The 12,471-nt window shown below is 37.3% G+C and carries 13 protein-coding genes; 5 read left to right on the top strand and 8 right to left on the bottom strand.

What is annotated here, in order from left to right:
• Positions 1-74: 74 nt before the first annotated feature.
• From dapF to A5N88_RS03340, 5 genes are all read right to left on the bottom strand, one after another.
• Positions 75-1,061 (bottom strand): diaminopimelate epimerase, encoded by a 987-nt coding sequence (gene dapF / locus A5N88_RS03360; RefSeq protein ID WP_066263052.1) that lies wholly within the window; start codon positions 1,059-1,061, stop codon positions 75-77.
• 100 nt (positions 1,062-1,161) lie between these two features.
• The gene (locus tag A5N88_RS03355; RefSeq protein WP_066263050.1) at positions 1,162-2,409 is read right to left on the bottom strand and encodes an EAL and HDOD domain-containing protein; all 1,248 of its coding nucleotides are present in this window, start codon (positions 2,407-2,409) and stop codon (positions 1,162-1,164) included.
• A gap of 305 nt (positions 2,410-2,714) precedes the next feature.
• Positions 2,715-3,989, bottom strand: a complete 1,275-nt coding sequence (locus A5N88_RS03350) for an NCS2 family permease (protein ID WP_066263049.1) — start codon at positions 3,987-3,989, stop codon at positions 2,715-2,717.
• A 160-nt stretch (positions 3,990-4,149) separates the two neighbouring features.
• Positions 4,150-4,476: a four-helix bundle copper-binding protein gene (locus A5N88_RS26550; RefSeq protein ID WP_066263047.1), complete on the bottom strand. Its 327-nt coding sequence runs from the start codon at positions 4,474-4,476 to the stop codon at positions 4,150-4,152.
• Positions 4,477-4,558: 82 nt separating this feature from the next.
• A complete protein-coding gene (locus A5N88_RS03340; protein WP_066263046.1) occupies positions 4,559-5,305 on the bottom strand; it encodes a hypothetical protein in 747 nt (248 codons plus the stop codon).
• A gap of 308 nt (positions 5,306-5,613) precedes the next feature.
• Here A5N88_RS03340 and A5N88_RS03335 point away from each other — a divergent pair, with 308 nt between their 5' ends.
• The 4 genes from A5N88_RS03335 to A5N88_RS03320 all read left to right on the top strand — a co-directional run bounded on the left by A5N88_RS03335 (position 5,614) and on the right by A5N88_RS03320 (position 9,605).
• Entirely contained in the window at positions 5,614-6,396 is a 783-nt protein-coding gene (locus A5N88_RS03335; protein ID WP_066263043.1) for an undecaprenyl-diphosphate phosphatase, read from the top strand.
• Positions 6,397-6,410: 14 nt separating this feature from the next.
• Positions 6,411-7,007, top strand: coding sequence for an undecaprenyl phosphate transporter UptA (uptA, locus tag A5N88_RS03330; RefSeq protein WP_066263041.1), 597 nt, complete (start codon positions 6,411-6,413; stop codon positions 7,005-7,007).
• 277 nt (positions 7,008-7,284) lie between these two features.
• Positions 7,285-7,848 (top strand): GNAT family N-acetyltransferase, encoded by a 564-nt coding sequence (locus A5N88_RS03325; RefSeq protein WP_066263039.1) that lies wholly within the window; start codon positions 7,285-7,287, stop codon positions 7,846-7,848.
• A gap of 401 nt (positions 7,849-8,249) precedes the next feature.
• Positions 8,250-9,605 (top strand): MATE family efflux transporter, encoded by a 1,356-nt coding sequence (locus A5N88_RS03320; protein ID WP_066263037.1) that lies wholly within the window; start codon positions 8,250-8,252, stop codon positions 9,603-9,605.
• Positions 9,606-9,796: 191 nt separating this feature from the next.
• On the opposite strand, the gene A5N88_RS03315 is transcribed toward A5N88_RS03320, so the two are convergent.
• Positions 9,797-10,489: a CAP domain-containing protein gene (locus A5N88_RS03315; protein WP_066263028.1), complete on the bottom strand. Its 693-nt coding sequence runs from the start codon at positions 10,487-10,489 to the stop codon at positions 9,797-9,799.
• Between the two features lie 477 nt (positions 10,490-10,966).
• Positions 10,967-11,248, bottom strand: coding sequence for a protein YoyC (gene yoyC / locus A5N88_RS03310; RefSeq protein ID WP_066263026.1), 282 nt, complete (start codon positions 11,246-11,248; stop codon positions 10,967-10,969).
• A gap of 84 nt (positions 11,249-11,332) precedes the next feature.
• On the opposite strand from yoyC, the gene A5N88_RS03305 reads away from it, so the two are divergent.
• Positions 11,333-11,578 carry a DNA alkylation repair protein gene (locus tag A5N88_RS03305; RefSeq protein ID WP_066263023.1) on the top strand — a complete coding sequence of 82 codons (246 nt, stop codon included), beginning with the start codon at positions 11,333-11,335 and terminating at the stop codon, positions 11,576-11,578.
• 68 nt (positions 11,579-11,646) lie between these two features.
• Here the strand turns inward: A5N88_RS03305 and A5N88_RS03300 are convergent, their stop codons facing one another.
• Positions 11,647-12,069: a MarR family winged helix-turn-helix transcriptional regulator gene (locus A5N88_RS03300; protein WP_232317513.1), complete on the bottom strand. Its 423-nt coding sequence runs from the start codon at positions 12,067-12,069 to the stop codon at positions 11,647-11,649.
• Between the last annotated feature and the right edge of the window lie 402 nt (positions 12,070-12,471).

Below are 12,471 nucleotides of genomic sequence, written 5' to 3'. Positions count from 1 at the left end.
GTATCTTGACCGGTTCTTCAACCCAAAAAAGGTAATGATATTAGCATGTTGTTTAAGCAGCTCATAAACATGAATTAAGAAAACACTTTTGTCACAACTTCTTTTGAATGTTCTTCCAGCTTTTTATACAATTCTTGCTCCTCTAAATCATGCTTTGATTTAATAATGAACTCTTGAGGTCGATCAACGTTGACATTAATAGACGCATTGTATAAATAAGTGGCATTACCTATTAAATCAATAGTATAGTGTTGTTCTGCATGCTGATGAACGATGCACCGGACTTTCCCGCCGTTATTGAAAACATCAATCGGTTTTTCAATTTCATTAATATCCAGCAAACAAGTGACAAGGCTCGAGGCTGACATGGCAGTCCCGCAAGCATTGGTAAATCCAACTCCACGCTCATACGTTCGAACATATATGGCCCGATCCTCTAATATATGGACAAAACTTACATTGACCCCATCTGGAAAAAGAGGATTTTCACCGTTCACATATTCCGAAATTCGTTCCTGTTCATTGGATTGAATTTGCTCAGGGCTTACCAGTGTGATTAGATGCGGATTTGGCACTGCAAGAGCTGTAAAATTCAACTCACTTGATAACTCCTCAATTTTCTCATTAACCAGGGTTTCTTTTCCGATATACATTGGCAATTTATCTGCCATGAAAATAACAGGAGAGATTTCAACTCGGTAAGTGGGGATATTATCATAAATAGACTCTGTTTTTTTCGCATAAAGATTGGCTTTCATGGTTTCGATAATCATATTATCTTTTCCCGTTAACTCGTTTACATATCTTGCAACACATCTCAGTCCATTTCCACACATTGAAGCTTCTGAACCATCCGCGTTAAATACACGCATTTTTGCATCTGAATGTTCGCTTGACATTACAAATAGAATGCCGTCTGCCCCCAGCTGGGTAGAACGGTCACATAAAGCGATTGCCAACGCTTTTCTTTCTGTTTCGCTAAAGTTATATGAATTGGAAATCTCATCTATAATTAAAAAGTCGTTGCCTGAACCATGGCATTTTGTCACATCTATATTCATGTAATCCACTCCTTGCTGTATATCTATTGGCACATCTACTTTAGCTGAAGTCTTAAAAGGGGTTCCGTTCTTATGTTAGACCGGTAAAAACAGTTTGCTTTCAGCCCTGAATTAACTCTACTTCCTCTGATAGAATTTTTTCAGACCAGCTGCAGGCATCATAATAAATCCTATGAAGACTGTTCAATGGAAGGCCCAGCTTAAGCATCAGCGCATCTGTCTTATCCCAATCTGCTCTTTCAACCGATATGATTAAAAGAAGAACAGAATGCATGATACTCTCTTTGCCGCATAGAGCATCACAAATATCATCCTCTAATGAAAGTTTATTCAATATCTTTTCCATTGGCACAGAAAGTATGGTTTCCATCAGAGAAAACATGCCGGCTAAAAAGTAATTAGGAGCTGGACCGCCTGTCAGTTTTTCTCCAAGAGATTCCGCCATTTTTGCACGAATTAAAGTTAATTTAATTACTTCATCCTTGATACGATAAACAGGTCCTGTATTTTCTCTTAATGATAATATATATATCCATTTTTGTATTTCTTTCAATCCTAACAGAATAATTGCCTGCCGAATAGATTGTATCTTGCGTTTCGGCCTGAATGCTGGTGAATTGATCAACTTAAGTAATTTGTAGGAAAGTGACAAATCGTTTTCTATACGCTCTGATATTAATCTAAAGTTTGGTTCTTTTTCAAAAAGCGCCCTTAAAATTTGATAATAGGAAATAAAAAAAGACGGAACATCCTCAGACGCTATCGTGACGGGCTGACTAAAGAAGAATCCTTGAAATAGAGAATAGCCAAGCTTTCTTGCTTCTAAATATTCTTCTCTTGTTTCAATTTTTTCAGCAACAAGCGTAAGATTAAACTCTTTTGATATGGTTTCAATGCGTTTCCTATTGAGTGCACTTGTATTAACAAAGTCCACTTTAATCATATCAACATATTTAAAAAGTTCATAAGAATATGGATTATGTTCCTGGAAGTCAAAATCATCCAATGCCATTTTGTAACCCTGACGTTTCAATTCCTTGCATATAGCTACCAGTTCGCTGGAGGGTTCAATTGTTTCCAAAATCTCTACAACAATTTCGCCGGGATGAAAATAACCGGGAATTTTTTTTTGCAATAAGCTGAAGGTGAAATTTATGAAACAGGGATGCCCGCTAGACAATTCTTCTATACCTATGTTTAAAAAACTGTTGATGAGCACATCTACAGTTGCTTGGTCGCCATTAAACTGGCTGTATGTACTTATGCTCTTCTCTCGATAAAGCAGTTCATATGCTGCCACTTCTTCCCTTCGATTAAAAATTGGCTGGCGGGCTACAAAAACCTCCATTCCTTTCACCTCCATGATTTCCCTTTTTTCTATCCTTCCTTAACAATACCAAACTGTAAAGTTAAAAGTCTACCATATTATGAAAGCAAATTCATTATTTTGACATGGAATGGCGCATGGATGGAGGTATTTGGCATATCCGAGAATCATTCGGAATTATTTCCTCTTTTATTGTCCTTTATTTAAAATTCTGCACTATTGAGCTTCTTTGCTGCTGGTTTTTAGCTCATTTTAACGAATGAGCTAAAAAACCACAATGTTGCTTTAAAATCGGTATAAAAAATGACGGCACGAATGCCGCCATTTTAAAGCAAAAAGTACAGTAAAAACAATAAAGCAATCAAATATAATAAAGCTGAAACTTCCTTCAGCCTTCCTGTGAATGCTTTTAATATCGGATAAAGAATAAACCCCATTGCCATCCCATCCGCAATACTAAATGTAAAGGGAATCATTCCAATAATTATAATAGCAGGAAGCGCCTCAGTCAGATCGCTAAGGTCCATCTTTGCCATGTTCTGAATCATAAGTCCGCCAATCAGTATCAAAATAGGTGCAATGGCATTATCGGGAATGTACTGAATATAAGGAATAAAAATAAGTGACACCAAAAATAGACAGCCTGTAAAACAAGCAGTAAGCCCTGTTCTTCCTCCTGCAGCAATTGCAGCAGTAGTCTCAACCGTCGATACCGTTGGACTCGAACCGAACAATCCGGATAAACAAGCGGAAAGGCTGTTTGCCTGCAGGGAACGCCTAAATTTTTCCGGCTGCTTTAATAACGCAGTATGACCATGTACTAATCCAATATTTTCAAATACAATGACCATCGTCACAGAAAAAACTGCCATCCAAAAAGGAACTTCCGTCATTTTCCCAAAACGTAAACCACTAAAAACAGAAGTATAGGAATGAAACGAAAAATTCGGACTGCTTCCTTTTGGCAGCACTCCCATTAAAGCCCCTATTCCTGTCCCCAAAAGAATGCTCCATAAAAAGTTCCCAGGAACATTTTTTATAAACAGCCCTATCGTAATCAGAAGGGTGAGAATGGTGGCTAACATCTTGGGATCGCTTAAATCGCCTAAAGTCATTAAGGATGCTGAACCTTTTACAACAAGCCCTCCCTTTTCAAGGCCAATCAGCAAAAGGAAAAAACCTAAGCCAACTGTAATGGCGTCTTTTAAAGAATGAGGAATGGCCTTATTTATTGCCTCCGACAGTTTAGTAAAAGCAATTATGGATAATATTATTCCCGAAATAAAAACGACAGCCAAGGCATCCTGCCATGACAATTTCATTGAATGGACCAATGTATACGTAAATAATGCATTGATTCCCATTCCAGGCACTAATAAAATGGGTGCATTTGCCCATAAACCCATTAAAAGGCAGCCCGCAAAGGATGTAAGTACTGTTGCAATGACGGCACCTTCAATTGGTATCCCTGCCTCCGATAAAATAGAGGAGTTAACGGCTATAATGTAGATAACCGTCAGGAAGCCAACCATCCCTGACACAAACTCTCTCTGTACGGTGGTACCATGCTCTTGAAGTTTAAAAACCTTAAAAATATTCATGTTAACCCTTGTTTTTAAATGTCCCTCTCCCTACCCGCTTCTCCCTGTTTTAGATGCCCAATTTAGAATGGACAATGTTAAAACAAGTAAGCCACAAAATCATATTATAACTAATAATTACCTGGCTGGCAATTTTATGAAGCGAGTTAAAATACAGAGATTAACAGGACACCTTTCCACATTCTTCTGCAAAACGAAGGCAGGCATCTGCACATTTTTTACAATGAGTATATCCATGTTTGGTACACTCGGCAGCGCAATGATCACAAATCTTTCTGCAAAGCTCCAGGATTTTTTTTGAAAATTGGCTGCTTCTTTGTATCATTTGAATGGCGAAACTGCACGTATCAGCACATTCTCTAACTAGTTCAATGCACTTCGTCAGCTTTTCTGAATGTTCTTCTTTCAGGCATGCATGATAACAAATATTACACGCTTCCATACATAATAAGCCTTTTTGGATACTGCTTTTAAAATCAGCATTCATCTCTCATACCTCCGCTTCAGCTCCAGATGCTTTTATTTTGTAATGTATTAATAGTGTTTGTATTGGAGTGAGCAGCCATACATTATCCTTCTTGCTTAAGTTTCCCAATAAGCAGTGTGAAAATTACAAGCAGATCTTTTAGCTGGCTTGTATTTACATGTAGTATGGGAGTATTTGGCGAAAAATTTTGCTGCCAGCTAAAGGGCATCCAACCTTTTTCATAGCAAGCAAGCTCGATACTGTTTTTGTAAATTCTGGTAGATTTCCCGCTTCGCATAACCGTAAATTCATCCTTTCCGCAAAAAAAACAGCTTTTACTCTTTTCCATCGATTGGAGTTCTATACGTGCCAATTCTTTTTGGCCCGTTTGAACAACCGCATAATTAGATGCAGCATTACTGCAAAAAGCTGCTTCTGCTTGAATGGGACGGTTTTGATTGCTGATGGTGTAGATATCAGATTTCACAGCATTGTTTTTTTGTTTGGATTGTACACGATGAATTGACCATTCACTGATCCCATTACTCATAAAAAGCTGAATTCGATCCTCTTCTGAAGGCATTGCCATTACCATAAAGGAGTGAGGTTCCTTATAATCACTTTTATACGGCATTTTATAGGATGATTGATTCTTTCGATAATGATAATACAAATATCTGGATAAAAAATACAATACAATAACGAAGACTGCAAGAAGAACCCATATCATATAAAAAAGACGTCCTATGGCCGAAAGCACAGTCAAAAACACGGACAAAAAGAGGCAGATCCAAATTAGCTGCTGAAGATAGACTGCAGACATTTCATCATAATACTCTCTTATGTTCATTTCACTTCACCCTATTCTAGCAGTTTCACTACAATATATGAGAATAAATAGATTTCATGATTCTAAATGCAAGAATAGAGAAAAATATTAATAATAAAAAAAGAGATTTCTAAACTGTCCTTTACTACGTTCAAATAGAACCACAATTCTTCGATTAGACACAACACTATTAAAAGAAATGAACATAAATTCAAGGTGATTCATAATTTATTTATTTTAGTCAAGCCTTTCCTTTTCTTCGCATATGCTTGTATAAACTGATCCTTTATTGGCAGTTTTCTTAAACATAAGAATAGAAGGTGAGTATCATGTTATCCAACTTACAGGCGTTCATACTTGGCATCATTCAGGGGCTTACTGAATTTCTGCCCATTTCCAGCACTGGACACCTATATATAGGAAGACATTTATTTGGATTAGACGAGGCTGGACTATTTCTGGATACCATGCTCCATGTTGGAACATTTTTAGCGGTGCTTGTCGTCTATAAAGATGAACTGCTTGGAATGATCATCAAACCCTTTGGTAAAAGAACCCTTCTGATGATTATCGGGACCATTCCTGCTGTTGCAGCTGGCCTCCTATTTAAAGACTTCTTTGATGAAATTTCAAAAACAGGTATAACAATTGGCTGGGAGTTTCTTGCAACTGGCTTTATTTTATGGTTTGCGGAAAGCGTTAAAAAAGGTGCGAAGAAAATAGAGGATATAACCTATACCGACGCTCTTATAATAGGGACATTTCAGGCTGCAGCCATCTTTCCGGCACTTTCACGTTCTGGATTGACCATTGCGGCGGCACTTTTTCGAAAAATTGATCGGGAAACAGCTGCGTATTTTTCATTTCTTCTTTCCACTCCTGCCATGTTAGGTGGAATTATTCTTCAGGGTAAGGACCTTTTTACAGGGCATACAGAAGCTGTTACGTTAACAAGCCTGCTATTCGGCACAATTGCTTCAGCTCTTTTTGGGTATTTTGCTATTGTAGGAATGATTAATTTCTTAAAAAGAAAATCCCTGAAAATTTTTGCCTACTATGTTTGGATATTGGGAGCCTCCATACTGGCATTACAGCTTACAGGCCGTTTTTAAGGATGGTCAAAATAATGGAAGCTAATACGATTTTGAATATTTTAGAATTCCTCGGTCATTACGGTTTCATTGGCATTGCTATTGCCCTAATGATAGAAGTCATTCCAAGTGAAATTGTCCTTGCGTATGCCGGTTTTCTTGTCGCATCCGGCAGGATCTCTTTCTTTTCCGCCTTAACTGCAGGTGTGATAGGCGGAACACTTGCCCAGGTATTTCTTTATTTACTTGGTAAATATGCTGGAAGAACTTTTTTTGAAAATTATGGAAAGTATATACTCATTCATCCAAAACACTTAAATAAAGCGGATAAATGGTTTCAAAGTTATGGTCCTGCTACGTTATTTACTGCCCGATTTATTCCTATAGTAAGACATGCCATCTCTGTACCTGCAGGAATTGTAAAAATGCCGTTTGTACCTTTTATTGTTTACACTTCTGCAGCAATATTGCCTTGGTCCCTTCTATTTCTATTAATTGGTATTCAGTTAAATCAACACTGGAACCGCATTGGCCAGGTTTCCGGACCCTATATAAAGCCTATTATAATCATTGCCTGTACAGCTTTGCTGATTTATGTCCTGTACAAACACTTTTTAAACAAAAAACGATAAAGAAATTTGTCGAATTGGCAAGAATTGAGTCATAAAATATTCGTATAAATCCTATTTTCTTTTTTACTTTTTTATTGTAAGATACAAAAAGAAACGTTTGTTTAAACTTTATAAAAAAGCAATTTAGGGAAGGCAAATGGTGCGCCACCAGCTCGTTTCTTGACTGGTCCTAGTGGGTTCGATTCCCACCCCGGAATTTTTTACGCAACTTTAAAAAATTTCGAGGGTGGCAGGTTCTATTTCTTATGGAATCATTACCCTCATGGAGGGATGAGAAATGCTCAAGAAACGTGATCTAACAGGGCAAGAAAGCCATGTTTTATATGATCTTATGGTACACCCGGATGTCTTCCCTTTCGTGCGCCATAAAGCCTACTCTGCGGATGAGTATTTGTTTTTAACTAAGCAGACGATTGAAGCAGAGGAACGGAACGAGCTAATATCAAGAACAATATTGGATGAATGGGGAAACCCTATTGGCACAATAAATCTTTATGATATTGAAAACGGTGCAGGATTTTTGGGTACCTGGCTTGGGAAGCCATATCATGGCAAAGGCTATAACAGCATTGCAAAAGAAGCTTTCTTTCAGGAATTATTTTTTGAACTTAATATTGAGACAGTCTTCATGAGAATTAGAAGAGTCAATCTCCGTTCACAAAAAGCCGCAGAAAAATTACCATACGTTATTAAAGCGAACGACACCCGAAAAGAACTCTTCAAAAAAATTAATTCAACCGAATATATATACGATTTATATGAAGTTTCAAAGGACTTATATTCCTTGCATTACCTGAGACAGCAAAATGCTGAAGATAGTGCTCAAGCTCTTGAAGCATAAAAACTCGCCATTTTGGCGAGTTTTTTTATTTTATCCGTTCGTCGTTTTCTTTACCATAAAAACCTTAAGCTTAGGCTTACACAGAAATTCTTTCGTGTTTTCTGTTTTTTCATAGTGATTAAGACGAATTAGCAAGAAGCTATACATAACAATACGGCTTATATTAATGTATTCATCTGCAAGTTCATATATGCTATTTCATAATATTTTCAAACGAATATTAAGTTTGTCTAAATATAGTCTGTTTCAAATAGATTGGTGAATCTGGTATTTTATCATTTTTTATATTCATAGCAACAAAGTTTACTAACAGAGGCTAAAATAAAAGCAGCTAAAAATGCAAATCAATAAACCATATGGTATAATTTCAGGAGCTTTCAGATTGGATATGGGGTAAAAAAATGAGAAAAACAGAAACTATGAAACAAAAATTACGCCAGTTGTTCGTAATATTGATCCCGATTCTTATTACACAGCTGGCTATGTATTCAATGAATTTTTTTGACACTATGATGTCTGGTAATTATGCACGTGCAGATTTAGCAGGTGTGGCTATCGGATCTTCATTATGGGTGCCTGTCTCCACAGGACTGGCGGGAATACTCATCGCCCTTACCCCTATAACGGCCCACTTAATAGGAGCAAAAAAGAAAGACGAGGTTCCATTCTCCGTAATTCAGGGAATCTACGTGGCCATAACCATGGCAATTATTGTCATGGCTGCAGGGAAACTGTTGTTAAATACGATATTGAATCATATGAACCTGGAACACCATGTCGAATTGGTTGCAAAACATTACCTTTATTTTCTTGCTATCGGTATAATTCCATTGTTTATTTATAATGTATTAAGATCCTTCATTGATTCTCTTGGTATGACGAGGATATCCATGGTCATAACCCTTAGCTCCCTCCCTGTTAATGTTTTTTTAAATTATATTTTCATCTTCGGCCATCTGGGATGCCCTGCTTTCGGAGGTGCAGGTTCTGGACTGGCAACGGCTATTACCTATTGGCTCATCACCATATTTGCAGCAGTTGTGATCCACTTTCGCCATCCTTTTTCAGCATACAGGATATTTACAAAATGGACTGCGCCATCCTACACAAAGTGGAAAGAGATCTTTTCACTCGGTATTCCAATGGGGTTATCGATCTTCTTTGAAACCAGTATTTTTTCTGCTGTTACCTTGTTAATGAGCAGCTTTGGAACAGTTGTCATTGCTGCTCATCAGGCTGCTATGAACTTTGCTTCTTTTTTATATATGCTGCCACTTAGTATGTCAATGGCAATGACCATTGTAGTCGGCTTTGAAACAGGTGCATCCCGTTTTAAAGATGCCAAAGATTACAGCAAAATCGGGATTGCTTTTGCCCTGCTTCTTTCTGCTTTTGCAGGATTCATGCTGTTTCTTTTTCGAATTCAGGTGGCGGGTATGTACAGTACTGACCATCAGGTAATAAAACTAACTGCCCGGTTTCTCCTTTTTGCTGTTTTCTTTCAATTATCCGATGCTATTCAGGCTCCTGTACAGGGAGCACTAAGGGGGTACAAGGATGTGAATGTAACCTTTTTAATGGCTTTAATTTCGTACTGGGCTATTGGCCTTCCCCTTGGCTGTTTGCTTGCGAATGAAACATCTCTCGGAGCATACGGCTATTGGATCGGCCTAATTACCGGTCTCGCTGCAGGGGCAATTACCCTCAGCAGCAGGCTATATATCATTCAAAACCGTACTTTACAAAAAAGTATATAGTGCGCTGCATTTTGCCCGTGGACGTATAATGAAATTGGAATTTATATCCAGCGTAGCGTATCACCAAAATCCTGCAAATTAGTAAAGGGCTGAAGCTAGACAAGAAAAATATTCCACAGGTTTAGCATTTTATCATTTCCTAACCAAAAACCCGGACAGGCCTCTGCCTTTGTCCGGGTTTTTAGGGCTATTTATTTTCCAATAAATTCTTGAGTCCAGTAGTTGCCTGTTGCATCGTAGCCTACTCCAATGCTTGTATAGCTCTTATTTAAGATGTTTGCACGGTGTCCAGGGCTATTCATCCATGCATTCATTACTTGTTCTGGTGAAGTTTGGCCCATTGCAATATTTTCACCAGCAGAAGAATAAGTTATGCCAAATTTCTTCATCATATCAAATGGTGAACCGTACGTTGGGCTGGTGTGGTCAAAATAGTGATTTTTTTGCATATCTTCTGATTTTGTTCTTGCCATTTTGCTAAGCTGAGGATCAATTTTTAAAGCTGGAAGACCATTTTTTGCGCGTTCCTCATTAACTAATGCTACTACTTTTTTTTCTGCAGCATTTAATTGAGAGCTAGTTTGGTTAGATGCAGAAGATGTCTTACTGGCATCTTTATTGGCTGTTGCAGTTTGCTGTTTTGGCGCTGATTGAACTGGAGCTTTAGCTTGTTCATTTCCAGCAGCAGGGTTGTTCAAGGAAATGTGATATTTTGAAGAAAATTGATTTATGAATGATTGTAAGTCTTGCATATTATTAAACTGATAATATTTTACATCAGAATTTTGAGGAGTATTTTGCACAGTATCTGCCTTAGCGCCATGAAGCATTGGGACTGCCATTAATGCGAATGCTGTTGCTGTTGTGATAATAGTTTTTTTCATGAATTTCGTCCTCCTTTTATCTATTAAACTGACATAACGTTCGCTGTTGTGTCTTGCAAACTCATAGTAACATACGTTTTTTTGTCATATTTGTGGATTAATAATCCAGTTCAAGTTATTTAGATATTTAATCCATAAATTTCATGTTACTGGAAAAGAATCGCTTAAATTTCGACCATTTTTTTATTCAGTTTCCATATCTATTCATTTATCAGTTCCATTTCAATGCTTGATTTCCAGCTTTTTCAGTTAAAAATTCATTGACAGGTTTTTGAAATCCATTTACTTTGACATTTTTTGCTCCAATATTACAATTGTGAAAATATATGAAGAAGAATTTTTTATAAAAGTACAAGTGCCTTACTCATCGTAAAAGGTTAGCTCATTTGTGTAAAACGAGTAATTTCACACGAATGAGCTAAAAAACGAGCACATTTCAATATAAAAAAATATTACAAATCAAAAAACCTGAGGCTGCTAATTTGCCTCAGGTTTTTTTAATTCTTCCATTATTTTTACAAACTCATGAATAAGCTCCAGTTTTTCTATTTGGGATAAGTCTGTGTTTATTATTCTTTTGACAGCTTGATAAAATTTGGTCTCTGGGACAACCCTTAACCTTGGATGAGTAAGCTTATCGAGGAGCTCTTTCATAATTAATTGAGTAAGCTGATCACCATTTTCATCATTTGTTCCTGCATTCATTGAACGATTATTCCATATGGAAAGATAAGCTTCTAATAACTGAGTTTTGTTCATAAATAAACCCCATAGTAATAATTTTTCGCCGGCAATTGGAAACACTATATATGCATAACAAGCAGTATATAAGGAGGAAAAAAAATGACCGGTCCTTACCGATGCCCCAATTGCAAAACGAACCGAACACGCTTTAATCGAATTCTCCAACAGCCTGAGGCAGTTAAGCTGGATCCAAAAACGGGCGATGTTGTTGAATCATATACAAATTCAACCCCCGACCCGTTTCACATCCTATACAAAGGTCCAGAATACCGAATCCAATGTGCAACATGCGGTTTAATTGAAGAGGAAAAGACTTTCCTGAAATTTGGAGAAAACGATTATTGAAACTTCTTGGCATATGGAGGAGAAAGAAGCTTCCCCGCAGACTATGCATAGCTTCAGTCTCCTCCCTCTTATTTGGTTAATTCGTTATCCAGCTTTTTAAATAAATCGATTAAAATTTGAATTTCATCATGGGAAAATACTTTGAACGTTTCTTTAAAAAGATCTGATTTCACCTTTATCAGGTCATGTACTAAAGCTTTTCCCTTTTCATTAATCATCAAGTCAACTACCCTTCTGTCCTGTGTTGACCTGCTTCTTTCAATCAGTTCTTTTTCTACCAATGAATCGGTAACGGTAGTGATATGGCTTGCAGATACTTGCAGCTTTTTTGAAAGTTCTGATGCCCTCATTGGTCCCTCTAATAAATATTTTAAAACGATAAATTCATTGGGAGACACATGGCTCCTCATTGATTTTTGTACTTTGTCTTTTAGTTTCCTATACACCTGGCGAAATACCATTTCTAGCTCTGATAATTCTTGTACATCCACTTCTATCAGCCCTTTCAAACCTTTCCAGTCACTAATGACATTATTACTATTATAGCACGAAAATTGTTGGAGTTTTTATTAATGTGATAGTGTTTTCCAAGAGTTATCACTGGGGAAAATATTGTTGTGGATGAGTGAAGAAGAAATCGTGCTGCTACATCCAGGGAAACGTCCTTCATGAGCGTGATGAAGGACAATTCGTGCTGCTATATCCGGGGATACGTCCTTCATCAGCGTGTTGAAGGACTTTTCGAGCTGTTATATCCAGTAAAAAGTCCTTCATGAGAGCAATGAAGAACAATTTGAGCTGCTATATCCAGGGATACGTCCTTCATCAGCGTGTTGAAAGACTTTTCGAGCTGTTATATCCAGTAAAAAGTCCTCCATGAGCGTGATGAAGGA

It is taken from the genome of Heyndrickxia acidicola, assembly GCF_001636425.1.
Taxonomy (GTDB): domain Bacteria; phylum Bacillota; class Bacilli; order Bacillales; family Bacillaceae_C; genus Bacillus_AE; species Bacillus_AE acidicola.
Note: the sequence above shows the minus strand (reverse complement) of the source record. Positions and strands in the feature narration are given on the sequence as shown.

Bases quoted from the DNA above. Each gene is read 5' to 3' on its own strand.
- A5N88_RS03320 (WP_066263037.1), top strand. From the start codon at position 8,250: ATGAGAAAAACAGAAACTATGAAACAAAAATTACGCCAGTTGTTCGTA.
- A5N88_RS26550 (WP_066263047.1), bottom strand. From the start codon at position 4,476: ATGAATGCTGATTTTAAAAGCAGTATCCAAAAAGGCTTATTATGTATG.
- yoyC (WP_066263026.1), bottom strand. From the start codon at position 11,248: ATGAACAAAACTCAGTTATTAGAAGCTTATCTTTCCATATGGAATAAT.
- A5N88_RS03335 (WP_066263043.1), top strand. From the start codon at position 5,614: ATGTTATCCAACTTACAGGCGTTCATACTTGGCATCATTCAGGGGCTT.
- A5N88_RS03305 (WP_066263023.1), top strand. From the start codon at position 11,333: ATGACCGGTCCTTACCGATGCCCCAATTGCAAAACGAACCGAACACGC.
- dapF (WP_066263052.1), bottom strand. From the start codon at position 1,061: ATGAATATAGATGTGACAAAATGCCATGGTTCAGGCAACGACTTTTTA.
- A5N88_RS03350 (WP_066263049.1), bottom strand. From the start codon at position 3,989: ATGAATATTTTTAAGGTTTTTAAACTTCAAGAGCATGGTACCACCGTA.
- A5N88_RS03355 (WP_066263050.1), bottom strand. From the start codon at position 2,409: ATGGAGGTTTTTGTAGCCCGCCAGCCAATTTTTAATCGAAGGGAAGAA.
- A5N88_RS03340 (WP_066263046.1), bottom strand. From the start codon at position 5,305: ATGAACATAAGAGAGTATTATGATGAAATGTCTGCAGTCTATCTTCAG.
- uptA (WP_066263041.1), top strand. From the start codon at position 6,411: ATGGAAGCTAATACGATTTTGAATATTTTAGAATTCCTCGGTCATTAC.
- A5N88_RS03325 (WP_066263039.1), top strand. From the start codon at position 7,285: ATGCTCAAGAAACGTGATCTAACAGGGCAAGAAAGCCATGTTTTATAT.
- A5N88_RS03315 (WP_066263028.1), bottom strand. From the start codon at position 10,489: ATGAAAAAAACTATTATCACAACAGCAACAGCATTCGCATTAATGGCA.